Here is a 21,872-nt window from a genome sequence, read left to right on the forward strand (position 1 = left end):
AAAAAGATGAAGAAGTTCAGAATATCCCTCACTCTTCCTGCGTATAATAGTTCTATCATTTTTAGAGGAGTGAAAGAGGATGGACCATTCTTTCATCGATTTCAATAAAATCTATCAGGCCATACAAAGCTCTATTTCTTCAATATCTGGGGAAGAAGGGGCGGCCATTCAACCAGATTTACATGAAGCTGCAAAAAATCTCGATCAGGCATTTCAATATGAATTATTGAGAAAAAAGAGAATATACGACTGAGTACATTCTATTCTCGGGAGATCAGGGACATCCATACAAATGGTAGACTCACCCATTGTATGGAGAGTCTCTTTTCTTTTGGTTGTGGAATGCTTGTCTATATACGAGGAAAATGGAGAAATGAATAATCAATTTTCTCTTTTCAATAAGAAAGAATTCTAGTAAATTAGAAATATTGTGTTACTCAGGAGGTCCACATGAGAAGAAAATTACCATTCGAACTTACTAAGGAACAATCCTTTTATGAAGCATTATCCGATTGGGTCGGGGATGTTTTTTATGATATATTGCCTGAAAAGGGTTTTGATTTACGGGATGAACAGGTCTTCATGGCCTTTCAGCTTAATCAGGCTTATAAGAATAAACAGGTCATGTTTGCTGAAGCCGGTGTTGGGACAGGAAAGACTCTCGTGTATCTCTTATATGCCCTTTCCTATGCGAGATATACCGGTAAGCCTGCCATTATCGCTTGTGCGGATGAAACGCTCATCGAGCAGATTGTGAAAAAAGAAGGGGACATAAAGAAGCTTGAACATGCCCTTGATTTAGACATCGATGTTCGTTTGGCAAAGTCACGGGAGCAATACCTATGCATAAAGAAATTAGAAGAGAATGTTTCGGAAAGTGAAGTATTCCAAGATATGTGGGAAGAGTTGCCTGGCTTTGTTCATGATAATTCATCCATGAGAAGTTTCAGTCATTACGGTGATCGTAAAGAGTATGCCGGGTTGTCGGATGATGAGTGGAATCAGGTAGGCTGGGACTCCCTTCAGGACTGCATGTCCTGTGTTTATCGTCATCGCTGCGGGCTCACTCTTCATCGTGAACACTATCGGAATGCATCTGACCTGATCATCTGTTCCCACGATTTTTATATGGAGCATATTTGGACGAAAGATAGCAGAAAACGAGAGGGGCAGCTGCCACTCCTGCCGGAAGCAAGCTCAGTAGTCTTTGATGAGGGGCACTTATTGGAATTCGCTTCTCAAAAAGCGATGACCTACCGTATGAGGATGGAGACACTTGAAGGGTTATTGGAAAAGCTTTCTGCTTCTGACATGAGGGAGGAGACCCTCTATATCATTGAGGATATCATGTTGGATAACGAAAAGTGGTTCGAACTCCTGGAGAGGGAGTCAATAGGTGAGACGGGTTCAGTACGTCAATATATCTCCCGTTCGAAAGCCATATTAGAGCAGGGCAAATTGCTAACGGAAAGAATCGAAAGCCTGTTGAACGAGCTCGTATTTGAGTCTGAAATGTATGTCATGGATGATTATCTATTAAAAGTAGTAGAAGAATACCTGGAACAGATCCAATATTCTTTGAAACTGTTTTTAGATGATGAAAAAGGGATTTACTGGTTGGAAACAACTGAGGAGGAACATACCTTTGTCGTAATGCCGAGGTTAGTGGAGGAAATTCTTAGAGATCACGTTTTTTCTCAACAAATCCCATTCATTTTTTCTTCTGCAACCCTTTCATATAATAAAGACTTCTCATATGTGTCTCAATCACTGGGGATTGAAAAATATGAAAAATTCTCAGTTGAATCTCCATATGAATATGAAGAGATGATGAAAGCGTATCTTCCATCATTGGAGTCCGGAAATCATTCGAAAAATAAGTATGCATGGGACAAACTGAAGAGCAATCAAGGAAAATCGTTGATACTTTTTTCATCCAAAGATGAAATGAACGCCTTTAGATCCTATCAAATGGAGCAGGGAGAACAAGCGTGGAATGTTATTTATGAAGGTGACCGAGAAATCAGTGAAACCGTAAAGCAATTCCAGGAGGAAACGTCCACCGTTCTATGTTCGTATCACTTATGGGAGGGATTGGACGTCCCAGGAGAGTCCCTTTCACAGGTGATGATCTACTCGCTTCCATTCCCGCCGAAGGATCCGGTATTTGATGCGAAACGTAATCATGCCGTAAATCCTAAAGATGAAGTAGATATTCCTTATATGCTGCTTCGCTTAAGGCAAGGAATCGGCCGTCTGATTCGGACGAATGAAGACAAGGGGAGCGTCCATGTCCTTATGACAGGAGATGAAACATCATATAGAAACTTGGTAGAATCTGTTCTACCCGTTGGTATTGAAGTGTTGAACGTATAGAGAAAGAGCCGCCTGAATGGGCGGTTTTTTTTATTGGGTTGAAAGATTACAGGATTTCTGTGGTGACATACAGAGTCGATAATTAAAAGCTACGTGTTACCATTTCAATTATAAAATCCCCTCTCCAATCAATCTTTCCTGAACCAAGTTGCCAGAAAAATATGATAAAATAGATTGAATGTTAAAAAGGGGGCTTTTTTAATGAAAGAATCAATTGCAGAGACAAAAAATCGATTTCTGGATTATGTAAAGAAAATGTCTGCATACAACGAAGCACTTGCTTTGATGTTCTGGGACTTACGGACAGGTGCACCTAAAAATGGTGCGGAGCAACGGTCGGAAGTAATCGGGATGCTATCATCTGAAATGTTTGAAATGTCCACTTCAAATGAAATGGCCGCATATCTGGCGAAGCTTTCTCCAGAAGTGGATCAATTGGATGAGATGACACAAAAATTACTAGAAGAATGTCAAAAAGAGTATGATCGAAATAAAAAAATTCCAGCCTCTGAATACAGGGAGTATGTGGTTTTGCAGTCGAAAGCTGAAAGCATATGGGAAGAGGCGAAGGAGAAGGCTGATTTTGATATGTTCCAGCCTTATTTAGAAAAGCTGGTGGCATTTACGAAGAGATTCATTGATTATTGGGGCTACGAAGATAACAAGTATAATACGTTACTTGATATGTATGAGCCAGGTGTAACCGTTGAGGTGTTGGATAAAGTATTTGGCGACCTTAGGGATCAAATCGTTCCACTTGTACATAAAATTTCCGTATCGGATAATAAGCCATATACGGATTTCCTTTTTGAACATTTTCCAAAGGATAAGCAAAAGGAGTTTAGTCTGAAAATCCTTAATCAAATGGGATATGATTTCGATTCAGGGAGGTTAGATGAAACGGTCCATCCTTTTGCAATTGGTTTAAACCCTGGTGATGTGAGGGTAACAACTAAGTATGATGAGAAGGATTGGAGAACAGCCGTCTTTGGAACAATTCACGAAGGTGGTCATGCTCTGTACGAACAGAATATCTCCAAGGATTTGGTGGGTACTCCATTATGTACGGGAACATCGATGGGCATTCATGAATCTCAATCATTGTTCTATGAAAATTTTGTCGGGAGAGATCATTCTTTCTGGAAACAGAATTATTCATTACTGAAGGAATATGCGACAGGACAGTTTGATACCATTGAACTGGACGATTTCTACAGGGCGATCAATGAATCGAAGCCTTCCTTGATCCGGATTGAAGCGGACGAATTAACCTACGCCCTTCATATCATCATCCGCTACGAAATAGAGAAAGGATTATTTAATGATGAAATCGAAGTGAAGGATCTCCCGGAAATCTGGAATCAAAAATATGAAGACTATCTGGGTATTCGCCCTTCCAATAACGGGGAAGGTGTTCTTCAGGATGTCCACTGGGCAGGGGGGAGTTTTGGTTACTTCCCATCTTACGCTTTGGGATATATGTATGCAGCCCAGTTTAAACGTGCCATGTTGAAGGATTTGCCACACTATGAGGATTTGTTGGAAAAAGGGGATCTAGCTCCTATTAAAGAATGGTTAACAACAAACGTTCATCAGTGGGGAAAAATGAAAAAACCGCTGGAAATCATCAAGGAAGTAACTGGAGAAGGGCTAAACGCCCAATACTTAGCCGATTATTTACTTGAGAAGTATTCAACGGTCTATTCCTTGAATTAACAAATATATTGGAGGCAAAATCATGGAAATTAAAGTAGCGTCACTTGAGGATAAACTCCTTGTTGGAATTGGTTGGACAGGTCCCTATGGAAGAGGGGGCGAGATCCCCAGACTATTTACGAAGTTTCAACAAATGATCCCATCCATTCACCACATCAATGGAGATGAATGCCTATACGCACCTTTTCATGATCGAGCGACTGATTTTACGTATTACTGTACCGTAGAAGTGGATCGGGTCGAGAAGCTTCCCCCGGGGTTGGTTGAGTTGTCACTGCCTGCAGGTGAGTATGCCCATGCCCTGTATGAAGGATTGTCAACGGAAGTAGAGCAAGCTTATTTCTCTATCTTCAACTGGATTAAAGAAAATGGATTTGAAAAAGATTACTCCAGATTGAGTGTAGAGAAATATTTATTTCAGGATAGGGAAATCAACGAATCGGAAGATAAACGGAAATTAGAGTTGTTTGTCCCAATTAAAGAGAAATAGTAAAGAGGAGGCTTCTGTTGAAGTCTCCTCTTTTTAGTGATGTCGCCTCTGAGCGAGCCGCCTCCGCTTTTCGGGTCTAGCTCCGGCGGCTAGAGGCTCGAGGTCATAAGTCAAACCAACCAAAAAGGCCAAGAACGCCTTTCCGGTTGGTTCGTCTTATGCTTGTCGCCTCTGAATGAGCCGCCTGCGCTTTTCGAGTTGTCCAGCTCCGGCGGCTAGAGGCTCGAGGTCATAAGTCAAACCAACCAAAAAGGCAAAGAGCGCCTTTCCGGTTGGTTCGTCTTATGCTTGTCGCCTCTGAATGAGCCGCCTACGCTTTTCTTGTTACCACATACGATATCCCTTTGATGCAGGTGGAGCGTTTTGGATCATGTCAATGAATGGAGCAGAGTAGGCTACGAGAATGAGTGCTGCCAGGATGGTTAGCCATATTTTCCAGTTTTCCAAGGCCATAGGTGTTCTCTCAGCTGTTTCTGCTTGCTCTCCGACAGGGAATTCTTCTTCCCCTTTAGGTGAGAAAAAGGCCAGGTTGATAAAGATATAAAGGACTAAAATGATGCCTATGAAGAGAATGGTTCCCCCGACGGCCTGTGCGATTTGATAAGGAATCCAGTCAAGTGCCTGAGGTGCATCTCCGTAAGTGGAATAAGAAGACCTCCTAGGTGCACCGAGTAATCCAACCGCGTGCATGGCACCAGACATGATGCTCATTCCGACAGCCCATACAATCGCTTGGACGATGGCCAGTTTGTTCATCGCTTTCGTTAAAACACGCCCAGTTAAGTGAGGAACCAGCCAATAAGCAATTCCAAAGAACGTTAAGACGACAGATGTTGCCAGAGTTAAGTGAAAGTGTCCGGTTACCCAAATCGTGTTATGAACAACCTGATTCATTTGATTGGAAGCATTGATCAAGCCGCCGGCTCCAGCAGGAATGAATGCAACCATTCCAATGAAAGGAACCGTAAAACGGGCATCTCCCCATGGGAGTTTCTTGAACCATCCGAACAAACCAGTCGCTCCCTTGGATCGTCCATACATTTCAAATGTTGCAAACAATGAGAATGCTGTCATTAGGGAGGGAATGACTACCATAAACGTCAAAATTACCTGCAAGAACTTCCAGTATGCATCAATTCCCGGTTCTACTAATTGATGATGGAATCCGACTGGAATCGAGAAGAGAAGGAACAGAATAAAGGATAGTCGTGCCAATGAATCTGAAAAGATTTTTCCGCCGATGACTTTTGGAATGATTACGTACCATGCCATATAAGCAGGCAGCAACCAAAAATACACAAGAGGGTGACCGAAATACCAGAATAATGTTCGACTGACAAGCACATCGACCCTATCTACCAAGCCAAGTGACCAAGGCAGAAGTTGGAATAGGACAGTTCCTGCAACCCCAATGGTGGCAACAATCCATAAGACAGTATTGATGATGGCCATGAAGGTTAACAAAGGACTCGGTTGCCCAGGATGTTCTTTCCTCCAGCTCACGTATTTCATGATCATCCCTGCTCCGCCAAGCCAGCTTCCAACCACTACAAAGGTTAATCCTAAGTAGAAGATCCAATGTGCTTGCAATGGAGCATAAAATGTATAAAGGACGGTTGCTTCATTTAATAGAATCATAACGGCAGCCATGATTGTACCGATAAGCATGACCCAGAAACCTAACCACCCCATCAAACGGGATTTTCCGGAATAGGTCCCTGACGTCCGGGAAATGGCGGCATGCTGGAATCCAAGGATAAAGAAAGTTGTGAGTACTAATCCGAGTAACACTCCGTGAACCGTCAACACTTGATAATACCCAATACCTGCAGGCAACGTGAATCTGCCTGATCGGACCAAAACTTGTAACAGACCTGCCAATCCACCAAGTGCGAGAGCAGCAAATCCAACATAAATATGAGCCATTGCCAGAGTGGCATCTCTTTTATCGATTCTCACAAATGTTTTCATTTAGTCCACCACCTTTATCATAGATTTCATCGTGTGATGTCCGACACCACAATATTCATTGCAGACAATGAGGAACTCGCCCGCTTGATCAAGAGTTGTCGTGTATTCACTCACGAATCCTGGTTCAAGCATCATGTTGATATTGGTTCCTGCCACTTCAAATCCGTGAACGACGTCCTTGGTGGTGGCGATGATTTTAAGTGTAGAACCCTTGGGGATTTCGACTTCACCAGGAGTATAAAGAAAAGCAGAAGCAACGAACACCAACTCATAATCCCATGCCTTTCCTTCCACTTTTTTTAATCCGGGTTTATTGAATGGAGCGATTTGGTCCACCTGCTCCGGATTGACATAAGCCTTCGCACTTGGAGGCTGATGCCCCTGATGAAAAGCAGAAATTCCTAAAATGATTAAAAAAATAATAAGAGACCCTGTACCCAACGTTAACCACCATTTCTCATAGCGATGCATGTGCATATAAATCACTCCTTAAATTAAAAACGATTCAGAAATAGAAAGAATACCCCAAGCCATGTAAGGACTAAAAAGCCTCCCAGAACTAAAACGGAAGTAAATGTACCTTTTAATGAATTGGAATCCTTTAATTTCACTTCAGTTTTTTGACGTAATTCCGGTTTTCCCATTCCACTCATTCCTTTCATGAAGCGAAGACTGATTTGATACCTTTATCATAAGGGAGTACATCTCGTCTAATCTGTGATAAATGTCACACTTGGTGGGGAGATTTGTGAAGAAAATGTGAAGAGATTGGAAATTGGGCCATTGTGCGTGTTCATTTGAAGGGAGGCGATGCATAAAGTGTAGGAATGACCATGGAGGGAGAGAATCAGATGGAAAAATATTATTGTAGACAGTGTTGCCAGATCTTTTCAGAAAAAATGATTTGTCCTCAATGTCATCTGCCGGTAGAAGCAAAAATACACATTCAGGTACACCACCAGCAAGGGAAAAAAGATCATCGGTGAGACTTTGGAAGGCGGCATGTGCTAATATAAAGAAGATTCAAATAAAAAGAAAGGCGGTGGGGGGATGTTTGTTCCTTCATTTTCATTAAAAGATAAATTGGCTGTTGTCACTGGAGCGGGCCGCGGAATTGGACAGGCATTGAGTATCGGGTTAGCCGAAGCAGGATCTGACGTGATCTTATTATCCAGGACAAGAGTTGATTTAGAAGAAACGGCTGTTGAAATCGAGAAACTAGGAAGGAAAGCCCATATCCTCCCGACAGATGTAACATCACGTGAGGATATTAAAAAAGTGATAGCCTACATAGAAAACCATGATTTGACCATTGATATTCTAATCAATAACGCAGGGATGAATATTCGTTCGAGTGCCTTGGAGGTAACCGATGACGAATGGGAAAAAATCATGGACACGAATTTAAAATCCGCTTTCATGATGAGCCAGGAAGTGGGAAAACATATGCAAGGAAGGAAGCAGGGGAAAATCATCAATATTGCTTCGGTCGCAGGTCATGTCGCTCTCAGGACCGGTGTGGTTTATGCTTCCACAAAAGCAGCGATGATCCAAATGACGAAAGTATTAGCAATGGAATGGGGGCAATACAATATTAATGTCAATAGCATCGGCCCCTGGTATTTCAAAACACCCTTAACCAAAGAACTTCTTCAAAATGAAGAGTATGTAAACGATATCCTGAACGTCACGCCATTAAAAAGGATCGGTGAACTGAAAGAATTGGTTGGGCCTGCAGTATTCCTCGCATCGGACGCTTCAAATTATGTTACCGGCCAAACTCTATTCGTAGATGGTGGCATGACGATTCATGGGTTTTGAATCTTACATGACAAAAGGCTAACCTACGTCCAGGTTAGCCTTTTGTTTGAACAATCTCTATTCCATCATCAAAACGACTAGGAAATCCCCCACATTTTCAATGGTAAGGGGTAGTTTTAATGCTTTGTCAAACCCATACATCTTGGATTGACCGACAATAACGGTAGGGGGGGTGATGTCCAGTGAGTGTCCGGCATGTGCAAGGAGTGTAGCAAGATTTCCTGCAATCATATTTCCGAGTTCCCCCGCAAAAGATTCAAGCATTTCACCTTCCAGCGGCATTCCAAACATAGATGCTCCCAAACCTTGAAAGCTCTCCTCTTCTCCATCGATGATCATTCTTCCTCTGACATCACCAGTGAAGCCGATGAGTACACCGATTTTATGTTGGCTGAACGGCTCGGTCAGCAATGACGGCTTTAAAACGTCAATGTTTAAAGGAATGACCCCCTTAATCGCTTCAACCGAACTATTGAGTATATCTGTGACACTTTTCGTTAAAATCATGTCGTTTCCTCCAGTATTTTGTCACTATAATCATACCATATCACCCAGGAATAAAGGATGGTATTTTAACAATTGTTTCATACTAAAGAACTATTTTCCTGCATGTGAATAAATAAAGCATGACACAATATACATGTTTTAAATGCTTTTGGTAAAGCTATCCTTACATGGAAGTGTAAGGAGTGAACATGAATGCCGAAAATACTCTCAGTCGAAACTGAAATTCCGCCTGTGAAAATCACGCAAAACGATGCAGCAGAATTCGCAACACAATTATTTTCTTCAAGTTTTAGGGACATTGGACGTTTGATTCAGGTGTTTCAAAATGGCGAAATCGAAAGTCGTTATTTTGTGAAAGATCTGGAGTGGTTCTCTAGGGATCACTCCTTGCAGGAAAAAAACGATGAATTTATACACCATGCCGTTGAGTTGGGGAGTAAAGTGGTCAAGAAGAGTCTTTCAAATCAAAATCTTACACTGGATGATATAGATGCCATCTATACAATCTCTACATCGGGGCTTTCAACCCCGAGTCTTGAAGCGAGGATAATGAATCGTCTTTCTTTTTCTCCGCATGTGAAACGAATTCCGATATGGGGATTGGGATGTGCAGGAGGAGCGAGTGGGTTATCCCGTGCATACGAGTACTGTTTAGCGTTTCCTGCAGCAAATGTTCTAGTTCTTTCCATCGAACTGTGCTCATTGACCTTTCAACACGGAGATCGTTCAAAAAGTAATTTGATCGGGACGTCTCTTTTCGCAGATGGTGTGGCATGTGCTCTTGTTTGCGGGGACGACAGCCCGGCTCTGAATGGAACATCCAAGCCACTACCATCGATATTCGCCACTCAGTCCACGCTGCTCCAGGATTCACTTGATGTCATGGGATGGGAAGTAAAGGATGATGGGTTGTACGTCGTATTTTCCAAAGATATTCCTACACTGGTGAAACAGTGGCTTCGGCCAAATGTTGAAGGCTTCATTCAGGCCAATGGTCTGGATCTAAAGGATATAAAGCATTTTATAGCCCATCCTGGTGGAAAGAAAGTGATTGAGGGGTATATGGATGCTTTGGGAATGGATGAAAGCATGACCTCCGAATCCATGAAGGTGTTAAAGGAATTTGGAAATATGTCCTCTGTAACAATTCTTTATGTTCTCAAAGAATTCATGGACAAAGATTGTAAGTGTGGAGATATTGGCCTTGGCACGGCATTGGGGCCGGGATTTAGTTCCGAGCTTCTATTAATGAGGTGGGAATGATGCTCTATTTTGTTTTGTTCTTCTCTGTATTGGTGATTCAAAGACTTGTAGAGCTGTTCATAGCGAAATCGAATGAGAAATGGATGAAGAAGCAGGGTGCCAAGGAATACGGACAATCACACTATAGAATGATGGTAGCTATTCACATCGCATTTTTTATTTCTCTTTTAATTGAAGGTGGTGTCTTTCATTCAGGAGTCAATCCCTTTTGGCCGTTATTGCTTGCTGGGTTCATCCTTACTCAACTGGTGAGGATATGGGCGATTGCTTCTCTGGGAAAGTATTGGAATACCAAAATCATCGTCCTTCCAAAAGCGGATGTCGTGGCAAAAGGGCCTTATAAACATCTGAAGCACCCAAACTATCTTATCGTCACATTGGAATTACTGATTATTCCATTACTTTTCAATGCGTTTTGGACACTGTTCATCTTTGCATTATTAAATCAATTCATTCTTTCTATCCGTATCCCGCTCGAGGAACACGCACTGAAGGCAGAGACAGATTACGGACAGGTGCATTTCAAAACAAAGGGCTGGATTCCTCTGTTTAAAAAAGAAAAATGATTTTCTTATTGAAAATGATTATCAATTTTGATAAGATTCTAATTGAAGATGAAAATTATTCTCAAAAGGGCGGGATTCAAATGGTATGGTTTTTGATATTGTTTACGGTAGTAGCGTATGGCTTCACAATGAAGTATATTTTATCTAACGTCATGAAGAATCCAGCACAACGGGAGAACAAGTCATCCTACCAGACGAACCCTAAATCGTTTGTTCGCTCAAACTTGATCGCAACAGAAACAACAAGATAAATAGATCTAGCCTTCTTCTTAACGGGAGAGGTTTTTTTTTGTCTTTTTTCCACATTTAGATCTTTTGCATATACTGCTGATATCATCACCCATTTCCTTCATCATGACAGGATATCATAGAGAATTTATATGAAATACGTTAAAATAAAAACGTTATCATTTTTGTCAGCGCAGAAAGGAATTAGACTATGAGTCAGATTGAACATAAAAGCACGGAATTACATAATACGTTTAAAGATCTTGCAGCCTACTATGATATCTTCATGCAAAATGGTGATGAAGAAAGGGCCGCCAAAGTGGAAAGGTTGGCAGAAAAGCTGAACAAGCATGAGTTGATCCTCGCTTTTTGCGGGCATTTTTCCGCTGGTAAGTCCACCATGATCAACAGCCTGATGGGAGAAGATATTCTTCCATCAAGTCCGATACCAACCAGTGCGAATTTGGTCAAGGTTCATCATGCACAAACAGATTTTGCGAAAATTCATTATCACAAATCCGAAACCTTATACTTTAAGGCACCTTACGACTTTAAGGCCATAAAGGAATTTTGTAAAAATGGTGAAGATGTTTATTCTGTAGAGATAGGGCGAAAGAGAAGTGAAGTGCCTGAAGGCGTATCTGTATTGGATACACCAGGTGTCGATAGTACAGATGATGCCCACAGACTTTCTACGGAATCAGCCATCCACTTGGCAGATGCCGTTTTTTATGTAATGGATTATAACCATGTCCAATCTCAAGTGAATTTCGAGTTCACCAAGGAAATGGTTCGACATGGCGTCAAATTGTATCTAATCGTCAATCAAATCGATAAGCATCAGGATGAAGAATTAGCCTTCACCGAGTTTCAGGAAAGCGTCAAGAACTCATTCGCATCATGGGGAGTAGTACCGGATGGAACCTTTTTTACAAGTTTGAAGAACCCTGACCATCCACACAACGACCTTAGGAAACTACAGGTTCTGATCGAAGGTCACGTCAAAAAGAAAAGTGAACTGATTGAAGACTCGGCGATCTCTGCCATTTCCCAATTGAAATCTGAACATGAGAAATGGTATGAGGAAAATCTGGAAAAAATCAAGGATAGAGCCCTGGAAAGTCTTACTGAAGAAGAATGGGAGAATAAAGACATCCTTCTTGCGAAAGAAAAAAAGTTGATGGAAACAGTAGCGAAAAGAAATATCAAAGCCGTTAAAGATCAATTCGAAGAGGAGAGAAGGGAAATTCTCAAAAATGCCTACTTGATGCCTTTCGAAACAAGGGAGTTAGCCAAAGCCTACCTGGAAAGCAGACAACCGGACTTTAAAGTCGGATTCCTATTCTCGAAACAAAAGACAGAAGAGGAAAAAGCGATGAGACTTCGCACGTTTAAAGAGGATATGAACACCCGGATTGAAGCTCAATTGGAATGGCATTTAAAGACCCTAGGAAAGAATATGGTGAAAGAATATCTTCCTTCATCTAGTCAGGGGCTGGAATGGGATCGACTGAAACTTGAAGTCGATGATCGCTTCCTGGAGGATTTGATTAAACAAGGCGCAGGTATTACGAGTGACTATGTTCTTCAATATTGTGATGATCTTTCGGAGGCGTTGAAAAGGAAAGCGAGAAATGAAACGAATGAGTTGAAGGAAGCTCTGATTTCTGAAATGGAGAACTCATCTGAAGAGGAGCATTCAGCCATGGAAGAGGAGTTGGATGAGCTTCAGAAGAAGACCGGCATGATTTATCAATGGAACCTGCTTCAAGATGAGAAAAATGCACAGCTCCGAAAATTAATGAAAGCGGAAATCGAACCTAAGCGGGCTGATTCGGTTATTTCAGAATGGATCGTGAAATGGAAAGAGAGGGAGGAAGATTATATTCTGGCCTCTGAGGAGGTTCTTGAACAGAGAAAGGGAGCAAGACACGATCAGGAAGAGGATCCTAGAGCTGCCATGCACGAACAGGAAACGTCTTCTGCCTCTATGGAAGAGGTCATCGATCGGTTAGATAAGATGTCCCACGTGTTCAAAAAGTATAAAGGCTTTGCGAGAATGGCCGAACTATTGCAAGGAAAGAGGGACCGGCTTTCGAATCAATCCTTTACGATTGCATTATTTGGTGCTTTTAGTGCCGGGAAATCATCGTTTGCCAATGCCCTGTTAGGAAGGAAAGTCCTTCCTGTGAGTCCGAATCCCACCACTGCTTCCATTAATCGAATCAACCCGGTTTCTGAAGAACATGAACATGAAACGGCCAATGTGCAAATCAAAACCCATGAACAGTTGTTTTCGGACATCAATCATTCTCTTTCATTTTTTAATCGAAGTGTGTCATCCCTGGACGAAGCAAATGAGCTGATCCCTGCATTAACCAGTGAAGGAAGCGGCAAAGAAAATGTTCACCTCTCTTTCCTTCAAGCCTTTCTCAAGGGATATCCTTCCTTTAAGGAAAGTCTTGGAAGTTCTCGGAAGGTCGACCTTGACCAATATAGAGGATATGTAGCGGATGAGGAAAAGGCTTGCTTTGTTGAGTCTATTGATCTTTACTTCGATTGTGAGATTACAAGACAGGGAATCACCCTCGTCGATACTCCAGGAGCAGATTCTATCAATGCTCGGCACACGGGTGTTGCGTTCGAATATATCAAGAATGCCGATGCGATTCTTTTTGTGACGTATTATAATCATGCTTTTGCAAAGGCTGACAGGGAATTCCTTATCCAACTGGGCAGGGTGAAGGACACCTTTGAATTGGATAAAATGTTTTTTGTTGTCAATGCCATCGACCTTGCCAGTCATGAAGAAGAAAAAAATGAAGTCATCGACTATGTAGAAAATCAGTTGATGCAATATGGGATCCGTTTTCCGAGGATATTCGGAGTATCGTCCCTTCAAGCTCTTAAAGATTCCGACTCACATAAATCAGGCATCGATGTTTTCAAGGAGGAATTTCAAACCTTCATACAGAATGATTTAGTGAGTATGAGCTTAGATTCCGCACTAGGTGAATGGGAAAGAGGACTGCAGCGTTTTAGACAATATCTGCATTCCGCTTCAAGTGATAAGAACTATAAACAAGTAAGGAAGCAGGAGCTTGTAGAGAGAAAGGCAGAGGTTCTCACCCTTATTGATGCCCAAGCTGTAGTGCCCCTTATAGTGGAAATGCAGCAGGAATCTAAGGAGCTAGTTTATTATGTGAAACAAAGAGTATTCTTCCGGTTATCGGACTTCTATAAGGAAGCATTCCATTCAGGATTATTCCTGCAGTTCCCAACACAATCAAAGGCGATTCAAGAAGGGTTAAAAGAGTTTCTATCGAGTATCGGGTTTGATCTTGCTCAAGAAATGCGGGCTACATCCCTTCGAATCCAGCAGTTCATTCAAAAGCAGCTCCATGATCAATGGTTGGCCCTGGAAGACAAGATCCAGCGGGTAGAGCCGGATCTTGTCTTGTCTCCACTGGAGTATAAAACTGATCGCACCATCGAATTCGAGAGCGCCTTTGACCAAGTGGAACTAAGACCGTTTGAAGAAGCCTTTTCAACATTTAAGAATCCAAAGCATTTCTTTGAAAAGGGTGGGAAAAAGGTTGTACAGGTGAAACTCGAGTCCTTGCTTCAAGAACCTGCCGACCATTATCTGACTCAGGAACAGGAACGACTGGATACGTGGGGAGGAGCGTTCTTAGAAGGAGGATTCGAGGCGCTTAAAGAAGAAGTAATTAGTCAAGTGTTAGATCAGATCGCATCCCATCTGGAGGCTCTTGAAACTGTTCAGGACCTGAATCAACTGAAGCAGGATTTAGAGCAGCTCGAACAAGCATAAAGAAGAAGAGGAGGACAATTTCTGTGAATCCTTATCATTGCTGTGCTACATGCATTCACATTCGAGGAATGAAGACAGATCAGAAAACCACCTATTTCTGTTCACGACTGGGCTATGAAACCAAAACCACTTACCAATTTTCTTGCTGGGAACCGAAAGAGGAAGTGCTGAAATTGATGAAGAAGAGGGGGATGATATCATGAGTATGCTCGTAAATGTAAATTGGCTGAAGGATCATATGCATGATGAGAATGTAAGAATCATTGATAGTCGTTTTTCTTTAGGAAATCCTGATAGAGGTCGAGAGAAGTACAATCAAAGCCATATTCCGGGTGCCGTCTTTTTTGATCTTGAAAAGGATTTATCCGGGCTTGCAAAAAAACATGGTGGTCGCCACCCCCTCCCGAACATGAAGAATTTCCTGCGAAAAGTCGAAGATGCAGGGATCGACAATCAAACAACCATCGTGATCTATGATGAAGAAGAAGGCGCATTTGCAGGTAGATGCTGGTGGTTATTCCATTACATCGGTCATGAGAACGTCTACCTACTGAATGGAGGATTTGCTGCTTGGAAAAAAGCTTCAGGTAAGACGGAATCTACTGTTCCCATATATCCTTCATCAAGCTATCATCCCAACTTCAATGAAGACATTGTGGCATCTTTGGATGATGTAAGGAGCATTGCAAATGGGAATAGGGATACCCCATTGATCGATTCTCGGAGCAGGGAACGATTCGCAGGTCGTGAAGAACCAATCGACCGTATACCAGGCCATATTCCAGGTGCGATAAATCTTCCATGGACAGATGGTGTAAAGAATGGTTATTTCATTGGACCGGATGAACAGAATGAACGTTTCTCCGAGCTGAAGAAAGAAGACCCGATCATCGTGTATTGTGGATCCGGTGTGACAGCCACACCAAACTTTATTGGGCTCAAGGAAGCTGGATTTGCCAATGTTAAACTTTATGTAGGGAGCTACAGTGATTGGGTTTCCTATGAAAATCACAAGGTAGAGAAAGAGTAATGGAGGATAGCTAATTGGAAAAGGTTCATCACTTTTCCAATTAGCTATTTATGCTTATATGTTATACTTTAAAAAGTGAAATGGACGAATTGAAGTGATAAGGAGTGGATGAAATGGAAAATAAAAATGAGCATTTATTATTAATAGATGGAATGGCATTACTTTTTCGATCTTTCTTTGCAACAGCCGTAACGGGCCAATTCATGATGAATTCTAAAGGCCTTCCAACAAATGGGGTGCAGGGATTCATGAAGCACTTGCTAATGGCAGCGGATCATGTAAAACCTACACATATCATTGTATGTTGGGATATGGGAAGTCAGACATTCCGTAACGAAGTATTCAACGACTATAAATCAAATCGTAATGCACCACCAGTTGAATTGATTCCTCAGTTCGACCTTGCAAAAGAAGTGGCAGCAGGATTCAATCTCTCAAATGTGGGGGTAGTCGGCTATGAAGCAGACGATTGTATCGGGACATTGGCAAAGCTTCATCAATCTGAACGCAAAGTATCCGTACTTAGCGGAGACCAGGACCTGCTTCAGCTTCTTGACGAGAACATTGATATTATGTTGTTGAAAAAAGGTTTTGGGAACTACCAGACGTATACGAAAGACATTTTTGTGGAAGAAAGAGGCATTACCCCGCAACAATTTATCGATGTGAAAGCACTGATGGGAGATACTAGTGACGGATATCCAGGGGTAAAAGGGATCGGGGAGAAAACCGCATTGAAACTGATCCAACAATATGACGATATATCCGGTATCCTTGCCAATTTGCACGAGCTCACTCCTTCTCAACGAAAGAAAATCGAAGAGGATTTGGACATGCTGCATGTTTCAAGGAAGCTTGCTGAAATTCACTGTGAAGTACCATTATCTGTTTCCGTTGAGGAAGCCAGATGGAATAACGTATCACATGATACACTTTCCCTGGTGGACGACTTAGAACTGAAAGTTCTTAGAAGGTTTTTAGTAGGGTCGAATGTATTGGTGGCTTCCAGTTAACGAGGAATTGAGTGTGTCAGGGATCGTCATGTCCCCCTGACACATTTTTATTAGGACTTACTTTTTATTTGTTTTTTTAGCTGCATTTTCTAATGTGCTTTTTGGCTCCATTGCGAATTCAGCATCCTGGGAAATGCCTTGGGGATTAACGCTTTTTGCATTCTTCCCTTTGTTTTTATTGTTTCCTTTGGTCATCCTTAACCCCTCCTTGAATATGATCTTTATTATTTTGTCATTGTTCCATGCAAATATCCCATGTACAGAGAGATTTTTGGGACAAACTATGGATAAGGGAGGTGTAAGGGTGAACAAAGGAATCATAACGGCATTGATAAGTATAGCTTTTGCACAAGGATTAAAGATCCCATTGCACTTTATGAAAAAGAAGGAATGGAAACCGGAGTTGTTTTTCCAAACTGGCGGAATGCCGAGCTCCCACAGTGCCGGAGTGGCATCGTTAACGACATTTATTGCATTAAAAAGAGGGGTAAGAACGATCGATTTCGCTCTTTCCTTTATTTTTGGTTTGATTGTCATGTACGATGCACAGGGGATTCGTCGCCAAACCGGCGAATTGACCCTTAAGGTCAATAGCCTGGATGAGCTCGTCCGTAAGGCACATGAAAAGGAAACAGTGGAATTTGAAGAGAAAAAACCAAAGAGACTGAAGGAAATGCTCGGACATCAGCCCCAGGAAGTGGTAGGCGGTGCATTACTCGGATCTCTTTTAGGCTTCATTGCGTTCTTGTTTTCTAAAAAGGATAGGCAAAAGAAAAAATTTTCTGTAAGATAAGAGATGACAAAGTGGCGATAAGGTGAGGAGAAACGTGAAAAAGACAACAGAAGAATTTCTCATAGATCTAGAAAATAAAGGCTTTAAGTTCCAAGAAGACGCAATCGGCTTTATCTATTTCGGAAAAAAATACACAGATGCCCCGGACGAATTGGTCAATAGTGCCATCGAAATAACATTAAAAGCACAAAAGCAATTCGACAGCAGCTTCTACATGTCCATACTAGAAAGGCTTCATTCCCAGCAAATTGCATCACGAAAAGAAGCCCTGAGATGGATGGAAAACCAAGGATTGGCATAAAGAAAAGCGAAGGCGGCTCGTTCAGGCCCGACAAGCATAAGATGAATGGACCAGAAAGGCGTACTTTGCCTTTTTGGTCCATTTAGCTTATGACCTCGAGGGCCTAGCCGCCGCAGCTGGACAAAAGAAAAGCGAAGGCGGCTCGTTCAGGCCCGACAAGCATAAGATGAATGGACCGGAAAGGCGTACTTTGCCTTTTTGGTCCATTTAGCTTATGACCTCGAGGGCCTAGCCGCCGCAGCTGGACAAAAGAAAAGCGAAGGCGGCTCGTTCAGAGGCGACAAGCATAAGACGAACCAACCGGAAAGGCGTACTTTGCCTTTTTGGTTGGTTTGACTTATGACCTCGAGCCTCTAGCCGCCGTAGCTGGACAGTCTCATAATAATCTAGAGGGGTCCTTCTTTTTCAGGAAAGAGAGAAGAGAGAGGATCGGTTGAATTTGGGACGCATCGATAGATAAATCTGGATACGGTCGATAAATCCCCCTTACGAATCTGAGGTACACACAAAATTTCCCCTATAAAAATAGGAGTGCCGCCGAACGGCATCCTATTTTACTTCTACTGAATGGTCCCTATTCATTTTTCTCAACATCCATGCAAAGATAGGAAGTTCGGAAAAGAGCATTCCAATAACGATCAGTCCACTTCCAGTAATAGCCAGCGCCCCCAAACGTTCATCAATCCACAAATAGGAGCAGAAAGCGGCGAAGACAGGCTCCAATGTGAATATGATTGCCACTTTTGAAGGAGTCGTATATCTTTGAGCAAAGGTTTGTGTAATAAACGCCAACAAGGTAGCTAATAAAGAAGTGATCAATAATGCGGTGATTACTTCCTTATTCGCCAATGCTCCATTATTCAGTACAACCTTTGGATGTTCCCATATAAATGCACATCCCATTGAGAGGATTCCCACCGTGCATAATTGCACCGTTGTTAATAACAGGAGGGAAGCTTTCTTTGTGAAATAGTCCGTGTAAATGATATGCAGGGCAAACCCAAACGCACAAATGAATACCAAGGCATCGCCGATGTTAAATGCCTGGGAATGGCCTGCCATAAGTAGGTAAAGCCCTATGGCTGCTAAAATGGATCCAGTAATAGCCCCTTTAGAAGGATGACTCTTAAAGAAGATAAATAAAAATAGTGGAACCATCACCACACTTAATCCCGTCACAAACCCGGCTTTAGATGGGGTTGTAAAAAGGAGCCCAAGTGTTTGAAAGGCATATCCGATAAATAAGAATGAACCTAAAATAACACCGTACCAAATGGACCGCTTAATAATCGGCGTTCTTTTCAATGCCAGGACCACAACCAATGGTAAGGCAGCCAACAGAAAGCGGATGCCATTAAACATGAAAGGGGGGAGGAATTCTATGGCCGATTGAACAACCACGAAGGTAGCCCCCCAAATAAATGCAACACAGATTAAGGTGATATCAGCAAGTCGTGACAACCGCATCCTCCTCTAGTTCAGATGGATGGCTTTTCGAGCCAGTTCATCCGCTGCTTTATTTTCTTTACTAGGTATCCATTTTACGAAGAAAAGATTCATTTGCTTCGTCATGTTCAATATATCGTTAAGGTATGGTTTATATTGCTCATTCCGTACAAATTCCTTCTCTATCGCTTGAACAACTGCTTGAGAATCAGTCCGCAGCCACACGATATCTGCTTGTTTTTCCAAACAGATTTCAAGTGCTTTCTTGCAAGCGATGAATTCAGCTTCATGATTATCCATGCTCCCTAAAGGAATGGAGTGTTTTTCCACTGCACCGTTGTTTTTAATAAAGATACCGGCTCCGCTTGGACCAGGGTTGCCAGCACTTGCTCCATCAATATTTACTTCTAGCAATTTGATTCACCTCAAACACATCTGGAATATTAATATAGTAGCATAACTAAGAGTCATCAAGGAGAATATTTGGTCACTGTTTACTTTGGATACTCTTATTTTGGGTCTTTTGACAAGGCTGTTTTCGTAAACATTGTTACTTTTGGATGTAGAGAGTAGTGGGTGATTAAAGCGAGAGGTGCTCGCTTTCCGTGGGGCTGGCAATGAGCCTCCTCGGGCTTCGCCCTGTGGGGTATCAAGATCCAGCCAGCTACGGCGGCTAGCCCCTCGAGGTCATACGTAAAATCAACCAAAAAGACAAAGAACGCTTTTCCGGTTGATTTTACGTATGCTTGTCGGTACTGACCAAGCCACCTCCGCTTTTCGTACTGTCCAGCATGTCCCGCAGGAGTCGAGAACCTGCAGGGAGAATCAACTGTATAAGCATAAATGTTTTAAGAATAACAACAACCTTTGCGAAAAGAACGTTTGACAAAGATGATTGTCATTAAGTGTGTGCTCCCTGGGAGAGGAACTGCTGCACGTTCTAAGGAAGTGCTGCCAAGCTCATTTCCCTATCATCCCATATTCTTCGGAAATCGTCAGGGTGTGGTTGAAATAGTAATACCAGTTGCATAATAATAGTCATAACGATCATTGCGGAAAATCAAAGCCAGTCATCAATTATGAAAAGTTAAATGAAACAATAGTCATTATTATACAAAGAAAAAGAATGTAGACCAATAAAATGGAGAAAACGGAGTGAATGACAATGCAAATGAAGATCAATTTTAAATATAAAAGCAAAACAACTTCCGATTTGTGGTTTGAATCTGGTTATTTCCCACGGAAAGAAACATTGATTCATGTGGATGACCTTATAAAAACGGGAAGGGTAATGGATCTTGAAATCATGGATGAAATGGGTAATTCATGGACCAGGAAGGAATTTATCAAACTGAATCAAGAGTTAGAGAAGGAACCGGAAAATATCGTTGTTTTCTTTGATGGAGGATATGATAAGGAATCATCATTTGCAGGTGCAGGGAGTGTCATTTACTATGATAAGGGCGGGGAATCATTCCGTATTAGAAAAAATGACCTCCTTGAAGGGATAGAAGATAATAATGAAGCTGAATATGCAGCCCTGCATATTACACTTCGACTGCTTGAAGAAATCGGGGTGAAAAATGTACCTTGTACCATACATGGGGATTCCCAGGTGGTAATGAAACAGCTCGGAGGGGAGTGGCCATGCTATGAAGAAGGTTTAAGCAGGTGGCTCGACCGGATCGAAGCGCTGATTCATAAGCTTGGGCTGAAACCCAACCTGGTCGTCTTGAACAGAAAAGACAACAAAGAAGCTGACAAGCTTGCCAACCAGGCTTTACAAGGCACCAAGGTCCACAGTAATAAACGATTAGAATAATTTCTTCCTGTACGATATACTCTATAAATAAAACCGGCCATTAATTAAGCGTGACATATCTAGGAGTGATCACATGAATCGAAAAGAAGTGGTGGATAAAGTGGATGAGCTCATAGACACCTACTGTAACGACTGTTTACTTAAAGCACACTTTCGTAAAGAGTATGGCAAAACGCATGCTCATCGCTTTTGTATAGAGCAGTGCACCATAGGCGAACAGATACGCAATTACGGAGAACGTTTGAATCAAAACAATTCGTATCCAAAATGAAGGGCAGCCTGTCATGGCTGCCCTTCATCATGTTGATCTATTGTTTTGTGCGATTATAATTTGACTACGTTTGCTGCCTGTGGCCCACGAGTTCCTTCTACTACTTCGAAAGAAACTTCTTGACCTTCTTCTAATGATTTGAATCCTTCACCTTGAATCGCTGAGAAGTGAACGAATACATCGTCTCCACCTTCAACTTCGATGAATCCAAAACCTTTTTCATTGTTGAACCATTTTACTTTACCATTTTGCATGTTAGAATCCTCCTAAATCGTTCAAGCACGTATGTGCCTTTGGAAAATATTTTTCACGAAATGAATGATTCTCATGGCTTAAAAACGAGCATGAAAATCCATCACTTCAATGATGTCTTTACTATACAATAGGAGGATTTTTGAGTCAACATTTGTCATTTTAATGTTTTAT

General features: G+C 41.9%; 22 protein-coding genes. 15 read left to right on the forward strand and 7 right to left on the reverse strand.

Annotated features, from left to right (window positions below; translation table 11 throughout):
* Nucleotides 1-79: 79 nt before the first annotated feature.
* The 4 genes from LCL96_RS05520 to LCL96_RS05535 all read left to right on the forward strand — a co-directional run bounded on the left by LCL96_RS05520 (nt 80) and on the right by LCL96_RS05535 (nt 4,582).
* Entirely contained in the window at nt 80-253 is a 174-nt protein-coding gene (locus LCL96_RS05520) for a hypothetical protein (RefSeq protein WP_224940424.1), read from the forward strand.
* Nucleotides 254-450: 197 nt separating this feature from the next.
* Entirely contained in the window at nt 451-2,376 is a 1,926-nt protein-coding gene (locus LCL96_RS05525; RefSeq protein WP_224940425.1) for an ATP-dependent DNA helicase, read from the forward strand.
* 201 nt (nt 2,377-2,577) lie between these two features.
* Entirely contained in the window at nt 2,578-4,092 is a 1,515-nt protein-coding gene (locus LCL96_RS05530) for a carboxypeptidase M32 (protein ID WP_224940426.1), read from the forward strand.
* Between the two features lie 22 nt (nt 4,093-4,114).
* Nucleotides 4,115-4,582 (forward strand): GyrI-like domain-containing protein, encoded by a 468-nt coding sequence (locus tag LCL96_RS05535; RefSeq protein ID WP_224940427.1) that lies wholly within the window; start codon nt 4,115-4,117, stop codon nt 4,580-4,582.
* 324 nt (nt 4,583-4,906) lie between these two features.
* Here LCL96_RS05535 and LCL96_RS05540 read toward each other — a convergent pair whose 3' ends face one another.
* Together LCL96_RS05540 and LCL96_RS05545 are read right to left on the reverse strand one after the other, a co-directional pair.
* The gene (locus tag LCL96_RS05540) at nt 4,907-6,553 is read right to left on the reverse strand and encodes a b(o/a)3-type cytochrome-c oxidase subunit 1 (protein WP_224940428.1); all 1,647 of its coding nucleotides are present in this window, start codon (nt 6,551-6,553) and stop codon (nt 4,907-4,909) included.
* On the reverse strand, nt 6,554-7,030 hold the full coding sequence (locus LCL96_RS05545; RefSeq protein WP_224940429.1) for a cytochrome c oxidase subunit II: 477 nt from the start codon (nt 7,028-7,030) through the stop codon (nt 6,554-6,556).
* Between the two features lie 573 nt (nt 7,031-7,603).
* Between LCL96_RS05545 and LCL96_RS05555 the strand changes: the two genes are divergently transcribed.
* The gene (locus LCL96_RS05555) at nt 7,604-8,374 is read left to right on the forward strand and encodes an SDR family NAD(P)-dependent oxidoreductase (RefSeq protein ID WP_224940431.1); all 771 of its coding nucleotides are present in this window, start codon (nt 7,604-7,606) and stop codon (nt 8,372-8,374) included.
* Nucleotides 8,375-8,431: 57 nt separating this feature from the next.
* Here the strand turns inward: LCL96_RS05555 and LCL96_RS05560 are convergent, their stop codons facing one another.
* Nucleotides 8,432-8,881: a chemotaxis protein CheX gene (locus LCL96_RS05560; protein ID WP_224940432.1), complete on the reverse strand. Its 450-nt coding sequence runs from the start codon at nt 8,879-8,881 to the stop codon at nt 8,432-8,434.
* A 192-nt stretch (nt 8,882-9,073) separates the two neighbouring features.
* Here LCL96_RS05560 and LCL96_RS05565 point away from each other — a divergent pair, with 192 nt between their 5' ends.
* From LCL96_RS05565 to LCL96_RS05595, 6 genes are all read left to right on the forward strand, one after another.
* Nucleotides 9,074-10,144, forward strand: coding sequence for a type III polyketide synthase (locus LCL96_RS05565; protein WP_224940433.1), 1,071 nt, complete (start codon nt 9,074-9,076; stop codon nt 10,142-10,144).
* Nucleotides 10,141-10,710, forward strand: coding sequence for an isoprenylcysteine carboxyl methyltransferase family protein (locus LCL96_RS05570; RefSeq protein ID WP_224940434.1), 570 nt, complete (start codon nt 10,141-10,143; stop codon nt 10,708-10,710). Before LCL96_RS05565 ends, LCL96_RS05570 begins: the two co-directional genes overlap by 4 nt.
* Nucleotides 10,711-10,790: 80 nt before the next feature.
* The gene (locus LCL96_RS05575) at nt 10,791-10,961 is read left to right on the forward strand and encodes a hypothetical protein (RefSeq protein WP_224940435.1); all 171 of its coding nucleotides are present in this window, start codon (nt 10,791-10,793) and stop codon (nt 10,959-10,961) included.
* Nucleotides 10,962-11,149: 188 nt separating this feature from the next.
* On the forward strand, nt 11,150-14,770 hold the full coding sequence (locus LCL96_RS05580; protein WP_224940436.1) for a dynamin family protein: 3,621 nt from the start codon (nt 11,150-11,152) through the stop codon (nt 14,768-14,770).
* Between the two features lie 205 nt (nt 14,771-14,975).
* Nucleotides 14,976-15,800 (forward strand): sulfurtransferase, encoded by an 825-nt coding sequence (locus LCL96_RS05590; protein ID WP_224941303.1) that lies wholly within the window; start codon nt 14,976-14,978, stop codon nt 15,798-15,800.
* A gap of 113 nt (nt 15,801-15,913) precedes the next feature.
* Nucleotides 15,914-16,813: a 5'-3' exonuclease gene (locus tag LCL96_RS05595; RefSeq protein WP_224940438.1), complete on the forward strand. Its 900-nt coding sequence runs from the start codon at nt 15,914-15,916 to the stop codon at nt 16,811-16,813.
* 57 nt (nt 16,814-16,870) lie between these two features.
* On the opposite strand, the gene LCL96_RS05600 is transcribed toward LCL96_RS05595, so the two are convergent.
* Nucleotides 16,871-17,008: a small, acid-soluble spore protein L gene (locus LCL96_RS05600; RefSeq protein ID WP_224940439.1), complete on the reverse strand. Its 138-nt coding sequence runs from the start codon at nt 17,006-17,008 to the stop codon at nt 16,871-16,873.
* A 109-nt stretch (nt 17,009-17,117) separates the two neighbouring features.
* Here LCL96_RS05600 and LCL96_RS05605 point away from each other — a divergent pair, with 109 nt between their 5' ends.
* Together LCL96_RS05605 and LCL96_RS05610 are read left to right on the forward strand one after the other, a co-directional pair.
* A complete protein-coding gene (locus LCL96_RS05605; RefSeq protein WP_224940440.1) occupies nt 17,118-17,606 on the forward strand; it encodes a divergent PAP2 family protein in 489 nt (162 codons plus the stop codon).
* A gap of 34 nt (nt 17,607-17,640) precedes the next feature.
* On the forward strand, nt 17,641-17,907 hold the full coding sequence (locus LCL96_RS05610; protein WP_224940441.1) for a DUF6123 family protein: 267 nt from the start codon (nt 17,641-17,643) through the stop codon (nt 17,905-17,907).
* A gap of 549 nt (nt 17,908-18,456) precedes the next feature.
* Here LCL96_RS05610 and LCL96_RS05615 read toward each other — a convergent pair.
* The gene (locus LCL96_RS05615) at nt 18,457-19,374 is read right to left on the reverse strand and encodes a DMT family transporter (protein WP_224940442.1); all 918 of its coding nucleotides are present in this window, start codon (nt 19,372-19,374) and stop codon (nt 18,457-18,459) included.
* A gap of 6 nt (nt 19,375-19,380) precedes the next feature.
* Entirely contained in the window at nt 19,381-19,767 is a 387-nt protein-coding gene (locus LCL96_RS05620) for a reverse transcriptase-like protein (RefSeq protein WP_224940443.1), read from the reverse strand.
* 751 nt (nt 19,768-20,518) lie between these two features.
* On the opposite strand from LCL96_RS05620, the gene LCL96_RS05625 reads away from it, so the two are divergent.
* Together LCL96_RS05625 and LCL96_RS05630 are read left to right on the forward strand one after the other, a co-directional pair.
* Entirely contained in the window at nt 20,519-21,175 is a 657-nt protein-coding gene (locus LCL96_RS05625; protein WP_224940444.1) for a reverse transcriptase-like protein, read from the forward strand.
* Nucleotides 21,176-21,248: 73 nt separating this feature from the next.
* Nucleotides 21,249-21,446 (forward strand): zinc-finger domain-containing protein, encoded by a 198-nt coding sequence (locus LCL96_RS05630; RefSeq protein ID WP_224940445.1) that lies wholly within the window; start codon nt 21,249-21,251, stop codon nt 21,444-21,446.
* Nucleotides 21,447-21,499: 53 nt separating this feature from the next.
* Here LCL96_RS05630 and cspD read toward each other — a convergent pair whose 3' ends face one another.
* A complete protein-coding gene (gene cspD / locus LCL96_RS05635; protein ID WP_224940446.1) occupies nt 21,500-21,700 on the reverse strand; it encodes a cold-shock protein CspD in 201 nt (66 codons plus the stop codon).
* Nucleotides 21,701-21,872 lie beyond the last annotated feature (172 nt).

It is taken from the genome of Rossellomorea aquimaris (assembly GCF_020172085.1).
GTDB classification, from domain to species: Bacteria; Bacillota; Bacilli; order Bacillales; family Bacillaceae_B; genus Rossellomorea; species Rossellomorea aquimaris_E.

Excerpts from the sequence above, each read along its gene's own strand:
- LCL96_RS05535 (WP_224940427.1), top strand. The coding sequence starts at position 4,115 with ATGGAAATTAAAGTAGCGTCACTTGAGGATAAACTCCTTGTTGGAATT.
- LCL96_RS05615 (WP_224940442.1), bottom strand. The coding sequence starts at position 19,374 with ATGCGGTTGTCACGACTTGCTGATATCACCTTAATCTGTGTTGCATTT.
- LCL96_RS05565 (WP_224940433.1), top strand. The coding sequence starts at position 9,074 with ATGCCGAAAATACTCTCAGTCGAAACTGAAATTCCGCCTGTGAAAATC.
- LCL96_RS05630 (WP_224940445.1), top strand. The coding sequence starts at position 21,249 with ATGAATCGAAAAGAAGTGGTGGATAAAGTGGATGAGCTCATAGACACC.
- cspD (WP_224940446.1), bottom strand. The coding sequence starts at position 21,700 with ATGCAAAATGGTAAAGTAAAATGGTTCAACAATGAAAAAGGTTTTGGA.
- LCL96_RS05525 (WP_224940425.1), top strand. The coding sequence starts at position 451 with ATGAGAAGAAAATTACCATTCGAACTTACTAAGGAACAATCCTTTTAT.
- LCL96_RS05520 (WP_224940424.1), top strand. The coding sequence starts at position 80 with ATGGACCATTCTTTCATCGATTTCAATAAAATCTATCAGGCCATACAA.
- LCL96_RS05560 (WP_224940432.1), bottom strand. The coding sequence starts at position 8,881 with ATGATTTTAACGAAAAGTGTCACAGATATACTCAATAGTTCGGTTGAA.
- LCL96_RS05540 (WP_224940428.1), bottom strand. The coding sequence starts at position 6,553 with ATGAAAACATTTGTGAGAATCGATAAAAGAGATGCCACTCTGGCAATG.
- LCL96_RS05530 (WP_224940426.1), top strand. The coding sequence starts at position 2,578 with ATGAAAGAATCAATTGCAGAGACAAAAAATCGATTTCTGGATTATGTA.
- LCL96_RS05555 (WP_224940431.1), top strand. The coding sequence starts at position 7,604 with ATGTTTGTTCCTTCATTTTCATTAAAAGATAAATTGGCTGTTGTCACT.
- LCL96_RS05575 (WP_224940435.1), top strand. The coding sequence starts at position 10,791 with ATGGTATGGTTTTTGATATTGTTTACGGTAGTAGCGTATGGCTTCACA.
- LCL96_RS05625 (WP_224940444.1), top strand. The coding sequence starts at position 20,519 with ATGCAAATGAAGATCAATTTTAAATATAAAAGCAAAACAACTTCCGAT.
- LCL96_RS05570 (WP_224940434.1), top strand. The coding sequence starts at position 10,141 with ATGATGCTCTATTTTGTTTTGTTCTTCTCTGTATTGGTGATTCAAAGA.
- LCL96_RS05600 (WP_224940439.1), bottom strand. The coding sequence starts at position 17,008 with ATGACCAAAGGAAACAATAAAAACAAAGGGAAGAATGCAAAAAGCGTT.
- LCL96_RS05580 (WP_224940436.1), top strand. The coding sequence starts at position 11,150 with ATGAGTCAGATTGAACATAAAAGCACGGAATTACATAATACGTTTAAA.
- LCL96_RS05590 (WP_224941303.1), top strand. The coding sequence starts at position 14,976 with ATGCTCGTAAATGTAAATTGGCTGAAGGATCATATGCATGATGAGAAT.
- LCL96_RS05595 (WP_224940438.1), top strand. The coding sequence starts at position 15,914 with ATGGAAAATAAAAATGAGCATTTATTATTAATAGATGGAATGGCATTA.
- LCL96_RS05545 (WP_224940429.1), bottom strand. The coding sequence starts at position 7,030 with ATGCACATGCATCGCTATGAGAAATGGTGGTTAACGTTGGGTACAGGG.